We start from the raw sequence: 17,906 nt of genomic DNA on the forward strand, positions 1-17,906 counted from the left end.
AATGAACGAACAACAATTTTTAATTTTACTTGATCACCATTTAGAAAAATTACAGCAGCAAGAGCGTGAGGATATTCGCCGAGACTTTGAGGAATACTTCGAAAATGGCCGTGCCGAGGGGAAAACGACAGAGGAAATCATTCAATCGTTCGGAAATATAAAGGAGTTGGCCGAAGAACTTCTTGCCTCATATGATGAAGAGGATTTCACAGAGAATATGGCCATTATGAAAAATGATGAAACGTTTCCATATCGCAATGTAGAGATAGAAGCTGACGGAGTTAACATATTAATTATTCCAACAGATGCTAGTGAGGCAATGATTGAAGCAAAGGATAAGGACAACTTAACAGAAGCAACGATGGAAATTAAAAATGACACACTTTTTATTTCCGTAAAGCGTCAAGAACAAGTTCGCCGTTTTTGGTTTATAACAATAATAGGGTCAATCAATCCAATAGATACGGTTATTCATTTGCCGAAAAAACAATATGAGAATCTCACAATCAATAATGACAATGGGCGTATTAAGGTGTCCGAAACAGTCGCACAGCAATTTTATTTAAGATCAGATAACGGTCGTATTTTAACAGATCATATTCAAGGGAAGATGCTTGATGCTCACTCTGCTAATGGGCGTGTTGTACTTACAGAAACTAATATTAAAAATGTAAAAGCAAGTTCTAATAATGGTCGAATTATTGCAGAGAATGTAGTGGGTCAGGAACTTCAATTAGAGTCTGATAACGGACGTGTAGAACTGAAAGATGTTGTAGGTGAAATTAAAGCACAGTCACGAAATGGACGGATTGTAGCCCAATTAAAAACTGTTCAATCCCCATTAAATTTTGCATCCGATAATGGGCAAATTTTATTGAGCACAGAAGGAAAGTTAGAAAATGTTGAAATTGAAAGTTCGACTGCCTGGGGTTCTGTCTCCATTTATAATGAAAAAACGTCGCATTATACACATGGAACGAAAGAACATCGAATTCAATTGAAAACTAGTAATGGGAAAATTACAGTAGAGGATCGGTTAGTCCTGTAATCATTGTAAAAATTAGAATTTCATCGTCATAATCCGTATAATAAAACTACTAATGATAGTTGAAATGGAGTCGTTAACGATGAAAACATATAGCTTTAAATTATTTGGTGGCTATAAGGTGATGCTTGACCAAAAGGATATAATAATTGACTATGCGGGGGAGAAGTTCCTTTTTATAAAAAAAGCAAAACCTCGCAAAAAGGCCATTCCTTATCAGGAGATTTTACGAGTAGATTATAAGGAATCCGGTATGACATTCGGTTATGTACGTCTTATTACCGAGCACAACGCCCCCTATGTTAGCAGTTCTTATGTTGCTCAGCATGATGAAAATGCCTGGATGGTAGAAAAAGATGAAATCGGTAAATTAAACGAAGTGTTGGATTTACTGAAAAAACAATGTAAAAATATAGAGTTCGTTCATATGAAAGCTTAGCTAATATGCTAGGCTTCTTTTTTTGTGCTATAAAAAAGTACCCAAAAATTTTGGGCACTTCCTTATATATATTAAATTGTTTGCATTTTTGACCACAGCTGCTTGTAATAGGAGTGGGAGTTAATAAGTTCTTCATGTTTGCCTGCGCCTGAAAGCTGGCCTTCTTCAAATAGTAGTATTTGATCGGCATTCGTAATCGTTGAAAGACGATGGGCAATAATAATCGTCGTCCGGTTTTTCATCAATGCCTGCAAAGCAAGCTGAACTTCTCGTTCTGATTCATTGTCTAAATTAGATGTTGCCTCATCTAATAATAATATTTGGGGGTTACGTAAAATTGCTCGTGCTATCGCAATTCGTTGTTTTTGACCGCCGGATAATTTAATGCCGCCTTCACCAACCTCGGTATCCAGGCCCCGATCCAATGTCATAACAAAATCATATGCATATGCAGCTCGTAATGCTTCCACAATCTGCTCCTCTGTTGCATCATGTTGACCGTATAATACATTTTCACGTATTGATCCGTTCATAAGCGGTGCATCTTGGGTTACATAGCCGAACAGCTTCCGCCATTCATATAAGTTGTATTGTTCTATGTTCGTCTGTCCATATAAAATTTCACCATCTGTCACTTCATAAAAACGTTCAATTAAGGAAAACATCGTCGTTTTCCCTCCGCCACTAGTACTTACAAATGCTGTCGTTTTGCCAGCAGGAATCGTAAAGTTCATTCCTTTTAAAATAGGCTGCTCGGCATACTGAAACTTTACATTTTGAAAGACAATTGCCTGGGCAGTAGTTGGGATAACAGAGCCAGGGATCTTTTCTGTCGCCTGTGAAATGATGGATTGGATACGCTCTGTGGCACCGAGTGCTTTTTGTAATGCAGTAAAAAATGTAGCCATTTGTGTAAATGGAATAATAATTTGTACTAAATAAATCATAATTGCTACAAGTGCTCCTGAAGAAATTGCACCGGTAGAAACTTGAGTACCACCGTAACCGAACAAGAGAATTAGAACAACCATCATAATAAGTGTCATAATTGGGGACAAAATAGCTAAAATTTTAGCTTCCTTTAGACCGAATCGATAAAGCTGCTCAATACGGTCTTCTCCGCGCTCCTTTTCCAAACGCTCAGTTTGAGACGATTTCACGAGTCGAATATTCGATAATACCCGGCCTAGATGTCCGCTGAAAGAAGCAAGTTCATCTTGATTGGCTTTTGCTATTTTATGCATTCTTTGTCCAAGCGGTATTGTGACAAATATGGCAAGTGGCACAGCAATTAACATAAGCAATGTCATCTTCCAGTCAATCCACAATAAAATTGCTATCGCTCCAATAATGGAGAAAATACCTGAAACGAAGCTGACAAGATGACTCGTCACTAATTCTTTAACAACGCTTGTATCTTGTGTAATACGGCTCATCGTTTCACCCGATTCATGGGCATCAAAATAAGGTGTTTTTAAATGTAAAATATGCTGCCAAAGTGTATTGCGTAAATTTGCAACAATACGCTCTCCGAGCATGCGCATTAAGAAATAGGTAAGACCACTTAGTATTGCTTGAATAACTAAAATGATAGCTACAGCGGTTACCGCTGTCCATGCAAATCCAGTACTCGAAAAATCATTGATCATATTCATTGTAAAGAGAGGCACGGCTAAAGATGCGAGTGTTTCAATAATGCTTAACGCAAAAACAACAATAACTAGTCTTTTTGGGAATTTGCTTTTTTTTACGAGTGCCCATAATTGCTTAAGTTGAACGTTCATGTAATAACCTCCTCATGTATTTTCAATCGCTCAACTTGTTCCATTAGCCATTTTTCCTCTTCGGTAGTAAAAGGAATAGCAAATAACCAATTATCAACTTCAATAGTCGCATACTTCTCAAATTCCTGAACTAAACTTTTCGCTAAATCCTGTGGAATAATATTAAATAAACGTTCAAGTATCTCTTTTAAGACAGTATCTGAAGGTGGACACATAAAAGCTTGCTTTAGTTCATGTACACTTTCAATATAGCGCCGATTAATTTCGATAAAGTTCATATCAAAATAGCTATACATGCGGTCGATTAGCTGCTCAGGAAGGTATTGCTTTAAATAGTCCCTTTGAGCATCCTCTGTTAGTAAACTATGGATGACGAGCAATAATGTTGTAGGATCAACCGCAGTATGATCTTGGTGTATGTGAATGGCGGTATCGATTGTTGAAATCATTTGTTCAAGTTGTTTTTTCTTTTTGAGTAACTGGTATTTTTGCTGTTCCAAAGATTCGAGTATGGAATCGTTCTTTTTCAGAAGTTCCTTAATATCCTCCAGAGAATATTCAAGATATTTAAATGTTAAAATCTTTTGGACTGTAATTATATTGTCATCATTATAATAGCGTTGCCCACCAGCAGAAATATAGGCTGGGTACAATAAACCTTTTTCTCCGTAATACCGCAATGTACGAATTGTAATGCCTGTTTTTTTAGAAAACTCCCCAATTGAATACATTCATTTCACTCCCTTATATGTAGTATAAAAGCTAACGTAACGTTACATGCAATAAAAACAATTAAAATATTTTTCATGTATTAAAAAAAATATGACGTATTTGTCGAAAGCTGTTGCAATATGTTTCACGTGAAAACTTTTGACCTAAATTTAACTGTATAGATTAAAGGGGTATAATAAAAATTTGTAAGAATCAAAAAATATTAACAATTAACATAGAAAAAAATTACAATAAATACTATTATATTTAATAAGAAAGAGTTTGATTGTTAAGTGGAATTTCGATTTTTATATACAAAGCGTTTACAACAACGATGATAGCGAGGAGAGAATGTGTATGATTCGAAGAATTTTGTTTCAAATTGTAATAATATGTATATTTATGGCTACGGCAACCGGGGTAGGGTATGCTAATACATTTCCCGATGTTCCGAGTGACACAAAATTAAGCGAAGAGCTTAATGTTTTAAGTGATTTTGGAGGAATCGCAATAATACCGAATGAACCTTTTCGGGTAAATGATGCAATAACAAGATATGAAGCTGCAGAAATGATCGTTCGAACAATGCAAATTGATTATGAAGCTTCACCAATTCCTACATACGAGGATATTTCAGAAGATGACCCACGCATGCCCATTATCGCAGCGATTACAGAGCTACGTATTATGACAGGGTTTGAAGGCAAGTTTAACCCTGATGCAAAGTTGACACGTGCCCAGGCAGTAAAAATTCTGGCACAGGCATTTGGGTTATCAGGGCAAGCACCGATAACTTATAAGGATATTCCTAAAAATCATAGTGGATCAAATGCTATCCAAGCTTTTGTAGCAAATCAAATTCTATTTCCTGCAAAAAACGAAAAGTTCAATCCAAATGCAGTGATGACACGCGGGAACTTTGCTTCTTATACTGCAAGAATTATCGAGCCTACATTGCGACCTTCAGAACCAGAACAACCAGTTTTTGAAAGCTGTGCAAAAGATACCAATAAAAAAAGATATGTAGTCGATGTTGCAGTCACAAACTTCTGGAATAAACCAAATCAAGCGCGTGCTGTTGATTATCCTTCGACGAAAGATCCAGTAGAAATGCAAAAGTGGGTTTCATCGTTAAGTTTGTCACAAAAAAAGTGGCTGGTAGGACGTACAGATACACAAGCATTATACGGGGATGAGGTTGCGTTGCTTGAAACAAAAGGAAAGTGGCAACGTGTGGCGGCAAAAGATCAATATGTACCGTATTTAAAGGAAGGCTATCCGGGCTGGGTACCCAAAACTCATATTGTAGCAACGAATAAAAATTATGATGACTGTGCCATTGCCATTATTACATCACAAAAAGCACACTTATTAGAGGAAGACGCAAAAACAAAATTCCTTCAGATTAGTTATGCAACGATACTACCTATAATCGAGGAAGACGCAAAGTACTATTACGTTGAGACACCAAGTAATGGCGTTAAACTATTAAAGAAGGGGGACGCAAAATCGTATACAGCATACAGCAAAGTCCCTAAACCAACTGCACAAACGATTATTAAAGAAGCGAAGCGTTATTTAGATCTTCCTTATTTATGGGCAGGAACATCTTCATGGGGCTATGATTGCTCAGGAATTTTATATGCGGTATTTAGATCGCACGGCATTATGATTCCCCGCGATTCATTTTACCAAGCGACAGGTGGGAAAGCCGTTGCAAAGAAAGACTTAAAGCCTGGAGACCTTGTATTTTTTGCTTATAATGGCGGCAAAGGAAAAGTATATCATGTCGGTCTGTATGTGGGAGAAGGCAAAATGCTGCATGCACCACATTATGCGTCAAAAGTGAAAATTGAATCGATGAATAATGGTGCCTATAAAAAGAATTATTCTGGAGCAAGACGTTATTTATAGAAAATAGGGTGTGTTAAAAGTGAAAAGCTTTTAACACACTTTCTTGTCTTTTTATATGTATTATTAATTGTCATATGGGTATATGTATTAAAATAGAGGAAAAGAAGGAGGCGTATTTATGAATAGTTGGCTTTTAGCTTCAATTATAATATTAGGAATAGCAGTTGTTCTATTAGTAGGATGTATAGTAGCTGTACTAGGACCAATAAAAAAAGTCGTCACTTTATTATTGGCACGTGTTGAAGGCATTCAAAAACAGTTAAGCTATATACAAACAGAAACGGTAAAGTTAACGGAAACGATGGATCGTATAAAAACAGATATTGAATTTAAAAAGGACTCTGTTCAGTCGGTCATTCAATCGGTAAAAAACACCGGTATTGTATTAAACCAGGTAAGTGATGTCTCCTATGACAAGACTTCGGCTGTTTTGAAAAAGGCAAATAATGATTCACAGCGACAAGCAGAAGTGAAAGAGTGGACAAATATAGTAATGAGTTATGTAAATCGCAAAGCACAATAAAGAAAAGACGTAAGACTGTGTTAAAAGTCAGGTTGACTTTTAACACAGCTTTTTTTGCTTGAAAAAGTATAAGAGAAATGAAGAGCAATAATTATGAAAGCGTTTTTATTCTGTACTACAACAGATGATGCTAATTAATGATCTATTCTTCTAAATAAAATTTAAAACTAAAAAAACTGAGGTGTCACAAAGTGTTCAAAGAAAGCGTTTCAATTTTGAACACATTGTGAAAAGGGGTATTTCTCACTTTTAATTTTATAAAATGGGAGTACAATATGAATTAAGTAAGTTGTTATACAACAAGTCGCAAAAGTCATTGGGGAAAAGGCTTTTTAAAATAACAGGTTTTAAAAAAGGAGAAATGAAACATGTGGGTAGTAACAGTGTTTAACCATATAAATGATATTCGTATGTTCGAATATACGACAAAAAACGAAGCAGCAACACAATTAGCAAAATATACAAATGCAGTTTTATCATACACAAAATAAAAAAACAAAAGGAGCTGAAAAATATGTGGGTAGTAACTATTTTTAACAATCCAAATGATATCAGAATGTTTGAATACACAACAAAAAAAGAAGCATCGGCAATTTTAGCTCAATACAAAAATGCGGTATTATCTTTTACAAATTAATATTAGAAAAGTCTATGCTGTAAGTGAAAAAGCTTACCGCATAGATTTTTTTTTAGGGAAAAACAGTAAAGGGTGTTGCCCCACCTTTCTCATTTATTAGAATCAAATGATATGTTAAACGAGAATGGTCTGAATTAGAATGAGTTGTTGCTCTAAGGGAGGTATAACTCTTATTTATTATAAAATAATTATTATAAAATAATTCCTTGATACAAAGATAATGTATAAGTAACGAAATTTTATAATTGAAGTACTTTTTAATGTTAATATAAATTATTGGATATTACTGTTGTTCATGGGTTTGCCCATTCTAAAAGTAAAATCCCACAATTTATGTAGCTACTAGTTGACGAAATATTATTAATGTAAGATAATTTTAGATGGTAATAATAATTATTTTGTAATAATTATTCAATGATATTTATATAGGAGGAATTTTAACATGGCATTAATCGGTAAAGAAATAGCACCATTCGCTGCAAAAGCATTCCAAAAAGGCGAATTCATCGACGTATCTTCAGAAAACTTCAAAGGACAATGGTCAGTAGTATGCTTCTACCCAGCAGACTTCACATTCGTTTGCCCAACTGAGTTAGAAGACCTACAAAACGAATATGCTACTTTAAAATCTTTAGGAGTAGAAGTTTACTCAGTATCAACTGACACACACTTCACTCACAAAGCATGGCATGATACTTCTGATGCAATCGGTAAAATCGAGTACATTATGATTGGTGACCCATCACATACAATCTCTAAAGCATTTGACGTATTAAACGAAGAAGATGGTTTAGCAGAGCGCGGAACATTCATTATCGATCCAGATGGTATTGTACAAGCAGTAGAAATCAATGCTGGCGGTATCGGTCGTGACGCATCTATTTTAGTTAACAAAATTAAAGCAGCTCAATACGTACGTAACAATCCAGGTGAAGTTTGCCCAGCTAAATGGGAAGAAGGCGGCGAAACGTTAACACCAAGCTTGGATCTAGTAGGTAAAATCTAAAATCTAAGTTCTAAGTTCTAAGTTATAAATAACAACAAAAAGGCGGCAAAAAACAACCATTATGGATTGATTTTTGTCGCTCTGTTTTTAATGTGGGAAAGGAAAGATAAGCTCTCTATCTTTTAATTTAAATATGAAAGAGGTGAAAGGCTTGCTGTGTTAGAGGGAGAATGGTCGACTATTTTTCGGGGGGAACAATAGGAGGGCATTCGTACAGCAGCCAGTGCAATGTTAGATAATCAAATTAAAGCGCAATTACAGCAGTATTTAACGATGCTTGAAGGAGATCTATTGATTAAAGCGAGTATTGGTGATGACAAAACTTCACAAGATATGCTCAATTTAGTAGAGGAACTTGAAAAAATGTCGCCTCGTATTACGGTGCAACATTCATTGTTGGAACGTACACCAAGCTTTAGCATTAATAAGGTAGGTGCAGAGGAATCGGGCGTTGTATTTGCAGGTTTACCGCTTGGCCATGAATTCACATCATTGGTTTTAGCGCTTTTACAAGTTTCAGGTCGTGCGCCAAAAGTAGATGCCGCGGTTATAAAACGTATTCAAGCAATTAAACAGCCGTTGAAATTTGAAACGTATGTAAGTTTAACTTGTCACAACTGCCCAGATGTTGTACAGGCATTAAATATTATGTCAGTGTTAAATCCGAACATTTCCAACGTGATGATTGAAGGTGGTACGTTCCAGAATGAGATTAAAGAGCGTGACATTATGGCAGTACCTACAGTTTATTTGAACGGTGAGAATTTCGGTGGCGGTCGTATGGAATTGGAAGATATTTTAGCAAAGCTAGGGGAAGTATCGGATGGTTCGGAGTTTGCGGATAAAGAACCTTTTGATGTATTAGTAGTAGGTGGCGGTCCTGCGGGTTCTGCGGCGGCAATTTATTCGGCGCGTAAAGGGATTCGTACAGGTATTGTTGCTGAACGCTTCGGTGGTCAAGTAAATGATACGCTATCAATCGAAAATATCATCGGAACAAAGGCAACGGAAGGTCCTGCATTTGTATCGAGCTTAGAGGCGCATGTACTAGATTACGAAATCGATGTAATGAAATCTCAACGTGCTAAAAAAATCGAGAAAAAAGATCTTATTGAAGTTACATTGGAAAATGGAGCTGTCTTAAAAGGTAAAACAGTAATTCTTTCAACAGGTGCACGCTATCGTCAATTGGGAGTACCGGGTGAAGAGAAATTTAAAAATAAAGGCGTTGCTTACTGTCCGCATTGCGACGGTCCAATCTTTAAAGGGAAAGATGTAGCGGTTATTGGTGGAGGTAACTCAGGTGTTGAAGCTGCAATTGATTTAGCGGGTGTAGTAAATCACGTAACGCTAATTCAACGAAGTGAAGAGTTGAAGGCTGATAAAGTGCTGCAGGAACGTGTTCGTAGCTTGAAAAACGTTACAATCATTACGAATGCTTTAACTACAGAAATTACAGGTACTGATAAAGTGAATGGCTTAACATATAAGGATCGAAAAACAGGTGAAGAAAAACAAATTGCATTGCAAGGTGTTTTCATTCAAATTGGCTTATTGCCAAATACGGAATTCCTGCAAGGGGCAATAGAAATGAATGCACATGGAGAGATTATTGTCGATAAGCACGGTGCGACAAATGTTTCTGGCATCTTTGCCGCAGGTGATTGTACAGATACTGCGTATAAACAAATCGTCATCTCAATGGGTTCAGGTGCAACAGCAGCTTTAGGAGCATTTGATTATATGATTCGTAATGTTGATTCTCGTGACTATATAGAGGCGTAAAAAATAGATCCGTTGTGCGAAAAAATTCGTGCAACGGATTTTTCTATTAGAATGGAATTGTGGGTGATACATCAAGAAGAAGGTTGTTATAAAAGAAAAAAGTGTATTCTTTCTAGTAAACGGGTAATAAATATAATGACTACTAGAAAGGGAGGTTTTTATAAATGAGAAATGAAAGAGATGAAAAAATAAAGCATAAAAAACTCGACAATCCTGATTTATTAAATACCGAAAAGGATAGTATTTTTGATATAGATGAGGAAATGAAATTTGTCGATCCGATCCCGATGGAAGAACTTAATGATCAAGTAAAAGATGAGAGACATCCTGCAGACACTAAAAAAACGTCAGGTAGTGAGCGTAAAAACCAACCGAGACGTAGATAGTTTAATTTAATAAATAATTGATCATTTTACTTTTGTAAAATGGTCAATTTTTCTTGTCACTTTTCAGAATTGCCCTATACTTTTCACAGAATTGCACCTTGAAATGAATTACAATAATGGAATAAAGGAAGGGAGTTCTTAAAAATGAAGTGGAAATCCATAGTATTAAGTTTATTTGTAATGGTATTTTTAGCTGCGTGTGGTGATGAAAAGGAAACAGTTAGTCAAGCGATTGATAAGAAGGAAGTCGAGTCTGAAACTGAAACCATATCAAAAGGCCAAACTGAAGATGTGAAAGGTTTGGTGGCGGAATATAGTGCGAACAAAACGACTGATGAAAAGGCATCAATTACTTCAACACAATTAATCGTGACGGATACAAGTGAAAATAAAGTTACATATGATTTACCGGAAGATGAGTTTTTTGTTTCGATTGCACCGTATATTAATGAAACTCATCCTTGTAAAGACCATAGTTTAACAGGTTGCCAAGGCGAGTTAGTGCAAAAGGAAATAGATGTTTTCATTGAAAATGAAAAAGGTGAAGTTGTAGTGGATGAGACGATGAAAACTTTAGAGAATGGTTTCGTCGATTTATGGTTGCCGCGTAATGAAGCATTCATTGTTGAAATGTCTTATGATGGGAAAAGTGTAACAGGAGATTTAACAACGTTTGAGGAAGATGGAACATGTATCACGACATTACAATTACTGTAAATTGGATATAAAAACTACAAGCTCATAGTAGAGGACTATAACATCCTTTACTGTGAGCTTGTATTGTCTGGGTTATTTTTTAATTCTTTTTTGCAGGGATGATATCATTAATAGTACGTGATAATTTTAAAGCTTTTAATTCAAATTCGCTATAGTAGATTTCTGCGCCTGCTCCACCAATATAAAAAGATATATCCTGATGTGCTTGGGCCAACTTTTCCAATGTTGTAATGGATTGTGCAAATTCAGTAAAAGCAATTTCAGTGGATCCTGTGAGGAGCACAATGGCCGGCTTTTTTAAAGCGATAGTCGATTGAATCGCGGTAGGTGCAGGTGAAGGACCGAGCATTAGTGTTCGATAACCACGTAACATGCATTGAATAAGCAGAATCTGCATAGGAATTTCATGTCTTTCTCCAGGAAGACAGCTCCCTAAAACGAGCGGAGCATCTTCTGGGACGTAAAAGTGCCGACGGATATGACTTAAAAAGTCTCGCACCGTTTGACTACTGATGGCTTCCTGATATTCCCCCCACGCATTTTCGCACCAAAGTTGGCCAATTTCATGTAAAAAAGGAACAACAATTTCATGAATCAGCTTTTCAACACCAAATTTATGGTGTGCCTGTTCGAGTAAATGTAATATCTCATGTTCATCCCCTTCCGTACCAGCCTTAATAAGCGCTTTATGGAAGAAAGTAATAGGGTTTACTTCTGGGGTGTCTTTATATTTAAGATAATGGTCTACAGCTTGCTTAATTGTCATGCCATTATTTATATGATTTTTCAACTGTATTAAAGTTTGTACTTCGTCTTCGGAATAAAAGCGATAACCATTGTCCAATCTTTCGGGTTGGATGATTTGATAGCGATCTTCCCATTTACGGATCAGTTGTTTTGAAAGATTTGTAATATCAGATACTTGCTGAATAGAATACGTTTTTTTAACCAAGTTTTGCACCTCCTTAAGTAATTACTTATTTATGTCTATTCAATCGAAAAAAAAAGCACTTGTCAAATGTTTTTCGTATGCTGTACAATGTTTGTATAACAATGTATGGGGTTATTGTTTGTAGGGTATGATTATTAGTAAAAATTTGTAAATAGAAAAGTGGGAGAAGGAGGTTGTATTATGTCAAAACATCCATTAGAAAAATGGGGAAGTGTAATGGGCGGCAAGAATACACGCTGGATAGTTGTAGCACTATGGATTGTATTCGCTGTTACATTTGCACTTATCTTCCCGCAAATTAATAGTGTAGAAAGTTTTGCGGGTGATGAAATCCCAGAAACATATACATCAATACAAGCAGGAAAGATTTTAGAAGAAGAATTTGCGTCAGATAGTGGAATTCCATTATTAATTACTTGGTATAACGAATCAGGAATTACAGAACAGGATGTAACAAATATCCAAGGGTTATACAAGCAACTTGCAGATGATCCACTAAATGGGCAGGAATCTATTCCTCCATTCCATGAAATTCCGGCTCAAGCATTAATGGGCTTGTTATCGGAAAATGGAGCCGCACTTGTAACACCTGTGTTTTTCTCCCCAGATAAAAATACAGATGTATTAAAAGAAAACTTAGCGATTATTAAAGAACGTACGGAAGAACAGTTTGGTGAAAATCCATATGAGTCGAACTTGGAAGATGAAGGGTTACATGCTCGTTTCTCAGGACCAGTTGGAATCTCAATTGACGCGACGGATCTTTTTAAAGCAGCTGATGTTCAACTTATGATTGCCACTGTTATCATTATTTTAGTCATTTTATTATTAATATACCGTTCTCCAATTTTAGCTATTATTCCTTTAGTTGTTGTTGGGATTGCATATTTAGTTGTCAGTCCTTTATTAGGGGCGATGGCAGAAAACGGCTGGATCGATAAAGATGCGCAGGCAGTAGCGATTATGATTGTCCTACTATTTGGTGCGGGTACAGACTATTGTTTATTCTTAATTACACGTTACCGCGACATATTATTAACAGAAGAAAACAAATTTACGGCGTTAGCCATGGCAGTACGTGAATCTACCGGTGCCATTGTAATGAGTGGTTTAACTGTAGTAATCGGTTTAGCAACACTGGCTTTAGCGGACTATGGTGCTTTCCAGCGATTCGCTGTTCCGTTTAGTTTCGGTGTATTAATAACAGGTTTTGCTGTTGTCACATTATTGCCGGCTGTACTCGGCATTTTAGGTCGTGCAGCATTTTGGCCGTTCGTTCCACGTACTGAATCGGCTGAAAAAGCACATGCAGAAAAGAAAAATAAACCATATAAACCTCGTAAGCCAAATCACCGTTATATGCGTGCGGTCGGTGAATTCGTAACGACAAAGCCGTGGCTTGTCATTGTTATTGCAGGTGTAATTTTGATTGGTTTAGCTTTCGCTTCAACGAATATTAAATATAATTATGATTTAATTTCTTCATTCCCGGAAGATATGCCTTCTCGTGAAGGCTTTACAATTATTGAAGATAACTTCACACCGGGCGAATTAGCTCCGGTACAGCTTTTAGTAGATTCAGAAGGAACAGATATTAATATTACAGAACAATTATTAGGGTTGCCTTACGTGAGCATTGTAAAAGAAATGCGTACAGGTGAGGTGAATAGTAATATTCAGCTTTATGAAATAGATTTAGACAAAAATCCATACTCAAATGAAGCGATGGATGATGTTGAACAGATGAAAAATGATGTGAAGTCGATTTTAGCTGAAAATAATCTGGAAGATGGTCAGTTCTGGGTAGGGGGCGAAACAAGCGCTCAATTAGATACAAAGGTTGTACAATCAGGTGATGAAAACATTATTCAACCTGTTATGATTATCATTATTTTCATCGTATTACTAGGTTACTTACGTGCCCTTATTACTTCGATTCAACTGATGGTAACTGTATTGATTTCCTTCTTCTCAGCTTTAGGTGCTGGTTGGTTAATAATCCATTATGGATTAGGGCATGAAGCAATGGCAAGTGCGATTCCTTTATATAGCTTTGTATTTATTATTGCTTTAGGAAATGACTATAATATATTCATGATTTCAGATATATGGAAAAACCGAAAGCGTGGGATTGCTCATCGTGAGGCCATTGTGAATGGTATTGCATCAACAGGAGCCGTCATTACTTCGGCAGGTTTAATTTTAGCGGGTACATTCTTAGTATTAGCTACATTACCGATTCAATTATTAGTGCAATTCGGTATTGTAACGGCAGTCGGAGTATTACTGGATACGTTTGTTGTACGTCCGTTGCTTGTACCAGCAATTATTACGGTATTTGGAAAATGGTCCTATTGGCCAAATAAAAAGCTTCAAAAATAGAAAAAGGGTGCTGTCCGAAATGAACTTCCGGACAGCACCTTTTGTTTTTAAGAAGTTAAAGAACCTGATTGTAATCGATACATCAATTCATATTTACCGCCGAGTGCAACAAGCTCATCATGGCTTCCTTGCTCGACAATTTCCCCACGATCTAATACTAAAATTTTATCTGCATTTTTAATAGTAGAAAGGCGGTGTGCAATGATGAACGTAGTCCGTCCCTTTTTTAGTACATCCATCGCATGCTGGATAATCTCTTCTGTTTCAGAGTCAATATTAGATGTTGCTTCATCCAAAATCAAAATGGCTGGGTCAAATGCTAGTGCCCGTGCAAATGAGATTAATTGGCGTTGACCAGATGAAAGGGTACTTCCTTTTTCGATTACTGGTTCATCAATTCCTTTTTCAAATTTTGATAAAACACGGTCACCACCAACCGCCTCCAGTGCATTTTCTACCATCTCTCGTGAGATACGCGCATCATTCAAGCTAACATTTGATGCAATCGTTCCTGTAAATAAATACGGGTCCTGTAATACGATACCCATATGCTCACGAATTGCTTGGCGAGGCAGCTTTGTAATATCCTGCCCATCAATGATAATACGTCCTTTTTGTGGGTCATAGAAGCGGAATAATAAATTCATTATTGAGCTTTTTCCTGAGCCTGTATGACCAACAAGTGCAATTGTTTCGCCTTCCTTTGCTTCAAAGTGAATATTTTTCAATACATACTCGTCATTTTTGTATGCAAAAGAAACATGATCAAATACAACATTTCCTTTGTAGCGCTCAATTCTTTCTTTGCTTACTTCTTCTCCCGGCTGATCAAGTAATTCGAATACACGGGTACCCGCTACAAGTGAACGTTCCAGTTGTGAAAATTGATTGACCAAGTTAGTGATCGGATTGAATAGACGCGTAATATAATCAACAAATGCATAAAGTGTACCTGCTGAAACTGCTTCGGGCAATGTCATCGATTGTGTACCGAAGTAATAAACGAATACAGCGAACATACCAAGTCGTAAAATATTTACTAAGTTATGTGAAGTCGCAGAATCCAACAATAAAAGCTTACGGTTGTATTGGTAATGCTCATCGTTCATCTCATCAAATTCAAGTCTCATCTGATCTTCACGGCGGAAAGCCTGAATAATTGTCATTCCATTAATCGATTCGTTAATCATCGCATTAATATCGGAAATTTTTGTACGAATAACATGATTGTATTGTGAAGCGAATTTTCGGTATAAAATCATCCAAATATAGACGATTGGAATGAGTACTAGGGCAAAAAGCGCCATTTTCCAATTTAAAATAAATAAAGCTATATATACCCCTGCAATGGTAATAAAGCTGTTCGCAAATTGCGAAAGTACGGTTACGTAAAGGTTTCGAATAGCCTCTGTATCATTTGTAACACGGGCAACTACTTTACCGGCCGGCAAGTTATCAAAGTATTCAATTGGTAGCTTTTGAATATGCCCGAACACATCTTTCCGTAGCTGTTGGATGACAAAGTTTGCACCCCGCTGTAAAAAGATGAACATTAAATAACGGAATACAGCAGTCAGTACGGATAACAAGAAGAAAATCGATAATAAAATCGCAATTGGCTCTGCCTGTAAATTACCTGGTTCCATGTAATGGTCGATAATATATTTTGCGATAAACGGACCTGCAATATCCGTTGCAACAGCAATTGTTAATAAGGATAATCCGATTAAAATCGGCTTTTTAAATTTTAAAGCATAAAGATACAGTCGTTTAGATGTACTCATTGTTTTACCTCCTCAAGCTGCTGGCGGTCAAATTGCTCTTTGTACCAACCACCTAAGCGTAGAAGCTCTTCATGTGTACCTCGTTCAACAATAAAGCCATCATCCAGTACAATTATTTCGTCCGCATGCTGAATACCCGACAAGCGGTGGGTTGAAATGATTGTTGTTTTCCCGGAGCGCTCTGTTTGAATATTTTCAATTATTTTTGATTCCGTTTTTGCATCTACTGCTGATAAAGAATCATCCAGAATTAAGATTTCCGGATCTTTAATAAGTGCACGTGCGATTGATACACGCTGTTTTTGTCCGCCAGATAAAGATACTCCTTTTTCTCCGACTAGTGTTTCGATGCCTAGTGGTAAATTAGCTAAGTCTTTTTCAAAGTCTGCTAAGCGAATAGCCTCATCAATATCTGCTGCTGTCGCATCTTCTTTTCCGAACAATATATTTTCACGAATGGTACGAGAAAATAGTACGTGATCTTGTGGTACATAACCAATCCAGTCTAAAATTTGTTCCTTCGTCATATGTGCTATATCTGTATTATTAATAATAATTTGCCCATTTCCTAACGGGTACTCTCGTAATAGTTGACGAATGAAGGTTGTTTTTCCGGCACCTGTTTTTCCGACAATGCCAAGGGTTTGCCCTTTTTGTAAATTCAATGAAATTTGCTGTAAGTTTTTTACCTGAGATAAAGGGTATTGAAAAGTAAACTCAGAAAAACCAATTGAATTGGGTACGTTATGTTTCATTGGAGTATTTGGGTTTTTAACATCTGCTTCATACTCTAATGTATCTTGTACACGGTCAAGAGAGGCACTTCCTTGCTGCATGACGTTAATCAGCTCGCCAATTGCGAACATTGGCCAGATTGCAAGCCCTAAATACACATTAAATGATACGAGCTGACCCACTGTTAGCGCCTCATTTGATACAAGGACGGCTCCGTAACCAAGCGCGATAACGTAACAGACTCCTGTACCGATTTTTGTTATTGGCATAAAAAGACCATTAATATAGGCAACGCGCATATTTTTTGCAAAGATATTTTCGCTCATCTCTTCAAAGCGTTCTTCGTCTTTACCTTCTTGGACGTAAGCGCGGATAACGCGTGTTCCTGCAACTGATTCAAGAACATTGTCATTCATTTCACCGAATGCGCCCTGTGCAGTCATATATCTTTCGTGGACAATCTTACCTAAATATTGAATAATGATTGCCATAACCGGTATTGGGAGCATCGCAAAGAAAGTTAATTTCCAGGAGATGAAGAAACCCATTGCCAAAATAATAAGCGCCATAAACACCGTCGAATCAATTAGAGTCATGATTCCAAATCCTGCTGTTAATGTAACGGCATTTAAATCGTTTGTAGCTTTTGCCATTAAGTCCCCTGTACGGTTTTTTTCATAAAATGTAGGTGTCATTTGTAAAAATTGATGCATTAATTTTTTCCGCAATATTCGATCAAGCGCAATAGAACCGCCAAATAGTTGGTATTGCCAATAGAAGTTTAATCCATAGCTTGCAATCGCAGCAGCCAGAATAAATCCTACATACTTAAGAAGCTGTGCCTGATCCATCTCACCGCTTGTCATAACATCGATGGCTTCACCTAAAATCCATGGCGGCAATACTTCTATAAAACTTGCAATTATCAATAGTGTTATAGCGATTGTGTACTGCTTACGGTACTGTTTAAAAAACCATTTTAATTTAAAAAACACATTAAACATTACTTATACCTTCTTTCTATAAAATTTAAAGCAAGGCTACCCATCATCATATCGATCCGTTTTTAATAGTTTTCGCGTAAAGAATGTCATTTAAAGCCCTCC

The 17,906-nt window shown here is 36.6% G+C and carries 16 protein-coding genes; 11 read left to right on the forward strand and 5 right to left on the reverse strand.

Annotation, left to right across the window (positions count from 1 at the left end; genetic code table 11):
- Position 1 precedes the first annotated feature (1 nt).
- Positions 2–1,048: a DUF4097 family beta strand repeat-containing protein gene (locus tag H9632_RS11545; protein WP_191704230.1), complete on the forward strand. Its 1,047-nt coding sequence runs from the start codon at positions 2–4 to the stop codon at positions 1,046–1,048.
- A gap of 79 nt (positions 1,049–1,127) precedes the next feature.
- The gene (locus tag H9632_RS11550; protein WP_191704231.1) at positions 1,128–1,484 is read left to right on the forward strand and encodes a hypothetical protein; all 357 of its coding nucleotides are present in this window, start codon (positions 1,128–1,130) and stop codon (positions 1,482–1,484) included.
- Positions 1,485–1,555: 71 nt separating this feature from the next.
- Here the strand turns inward: H9632_RS11550 and H9632_RS11555 are convergent, their stop codons facing one another.
- Both H9632_RS11555 and H9632_RS11560 read right to left on the reverse strand, forming a co-directional pair.
- Positions 1,556–3,268 carry an ABC transporter ATP-binding protein gene (locus H9632_RS11555; RefSeq protein ID WP_191704232.1) on the reverse strand — a complete coding sequence of 571 codons (1,713 nt, stop codon included), beginning with the start codon at positions 3,266–3,268 and terminating at the stop codon, positions 1,556–1,558.
- A complete protein-coding gene (locus H9632_RS11560; protein ID WP_191704233.1) occupies positions 3,265–3,999 on the reverse strand; it encodes a MerR family transcriptional regulator in 735 nt (244 codons plus the stop codon). Before H9632_RS11560 ends, H9632_RS11555 begins: the two co-directional genes overlap by 4 nt.
- Before the next feature lie 337 nt (positions 4,000–4,336).
- Between H9632_RS11560 and H9632_RS11565 the strand changes: the two genes are divergently transcribed.
- The 8 genes from H9632_RS11565 (at position 4,337) to H9632_RS11590 (ending at position 10,947) form a co-directional block, all read left to right on the forward strand.
- Entirely contained in the window at positions 4,337–5,893 is a 1,557-nt protein-coding gene (locus tag H9632_RS11565; protein WP_225223813.1) for an NlpC/P60 family protein, read from the forward strand.
- A 118-nt stretch (positions 5,894–6,011) separates the two neighbouring features.
- Complete coding sequence (locus H9632_RS11570) at positions 6,012–6,416, forward strand: DUF948 domain-containing protein (protein WP_191704235.1); 405 nt, start codon at positions 6,012–6,014, stop codon at positions 6,414–6,416.
- Positions 6,417–6,784: 368 nt separating this feature from the next.
- The gene (locus H9632_RS19015) at positions 6,785–6,907 is read left to right on the forward strand and encodes a hypothetical protein (RefSeq protein ID WP_263618330.1); all 123 of its coding nucleotides are present in this window, start codon (positions 6,785–6,787) and stop codon (positions 6,905–6,907) included.
- A gap of 23 nt (positions 6,908–6,930) precedes the next feature.
- Positions 6,931–7,053, forward strand: a complete 123-nt coding sequence (locus H9632_RS19020; RefSeq protein ID WP_263617279.1) for a hypothetical protein — start codon at positions 6,931–6,933, stop codon at positions 7,051–7,053.
- Between the two features lie 442 nt (positions 7,054–7,495).
- Positions 7,496–8,059 carry an alkyl hydroperoxide reductase subunit C gene (gene ahpC, locus H9632_RS11575; RefSeq protein ID WP_191704236.1) on the forward strand — a complete coding sequence of 188 codons (564 nt, stop codon included), beginning with the start codon at positions 7,496–7,498 and terminating at the stop codon, positions 8,057–8,059.
- A 228-nt stretch (positions 8,060–8,287) separates the two neighbouring features.
- Positions 8,288–9,844, forward strand: coding sequence for an alkyl hydroperoxide reductase subunit F (gene ahpF, locus H9632_RS11580; protein ID WP_191704237.1), 1,557 nt, complete (start codon positions 8,288–8,290; stop codon positions 9,842–9,844).
- Between the two features lie 164 nt (positions 9,845–10,008).
- A complete protein-coding gene (locus H9632_RS11585; protein WP_191704238.1) occupies positions 10,009–10,230 on the forward strand; it encodes a hypothetical protein in 222 nt (73 codons plus the stop codon).
- 144 nt (positions 10,231–10,374) lie between these two features.
- Positions 10,375–10,947, forward strand: coding sequence for a CueP family metal-binding protein (locus tag H9632_RS11590; protein ID WP_191704239.1), 573 nt, complete (start codon positions 10,375–10,377; stop codon positions 10,945–10,947).
- 79 nt (positions 10,948–11,026) lie between these two features.
- Here the strand turns inward: H9632_RS11590 and H9632_RS11595 are convergent, their stop codons facing one another.
- Positions 11,027–11,899 (reverse strand): MerR family transcriptional regulator, encoded by an 873-nt coding sequence (locus tag H9632_RS11595; RefSeq protein WP_191704240.1) that lies wholly within the window; start codon positions 11,897–11,899, stop codon positions 11,027–11,029.
- 180 nt (positions 11,900–12,079) lie between these two features.
- Between H9632_RS11595 and H9632_RS11600 the strand changes: the two genes are divergently transcribed.
- Positions 12,080–14,281, forward strand: coding sequence for an MMPL family transporter (locus H9632_RS11600; RefSeq protein WP_191704241.1), 2,202 nt, complete (start codon positions 12,080–12,082; stop codon positions 14,279–14,281).
- 47 nt (positions 14,282–14,328) lie between these two features.
- Here the strand turns inward: H9632_RS11600 and H9632_RS11605 are convergent, their stop codons facing one another.
- Together H9632_RS11605 and H9632_RS11610 are read right to left on the reverse strand one after the other, a co-directional pair.
- On the reverse strand, positions 14,329–16,065 hold the full coding sequence (locus tag H9632_RS11605; RefSeq protein ID WP_191704242.1) for an ABC transporter ATP-binding protein: 1,737 nt from the start codon (positions 16,063–16,065) through the stop codon (positions 14,329–14,331).
- The gene (locus H9632_RS11610; protein ID WP_191704243.1) at positions 16,062–17,804 is read right to left on the reverse strand and encodes an ABC transporter ATP-binding protein; all 1,743 of its coding nucleotides are present in this window, start codon (positions 17,802–17,804) and stop codon (positions 16,062–16,064) included. The genes H9632_RS11605 and H9632_RS11610 overlap by 4 nt, the downstream gene beginning before the upstream one ends.
- Positions 17,805–17,906: the final 102 nt, after the last annotated feature.

This window comes from Solibacillus merdavium (assembly GCF_014836935.1).
GTDB classification, from domain to species: domain Bacteria; phylum Bacillota; class Bacilli; order Bacillales_A; family Planococcaceae; genus Solibacillus; species Solibacillus ferritrahens.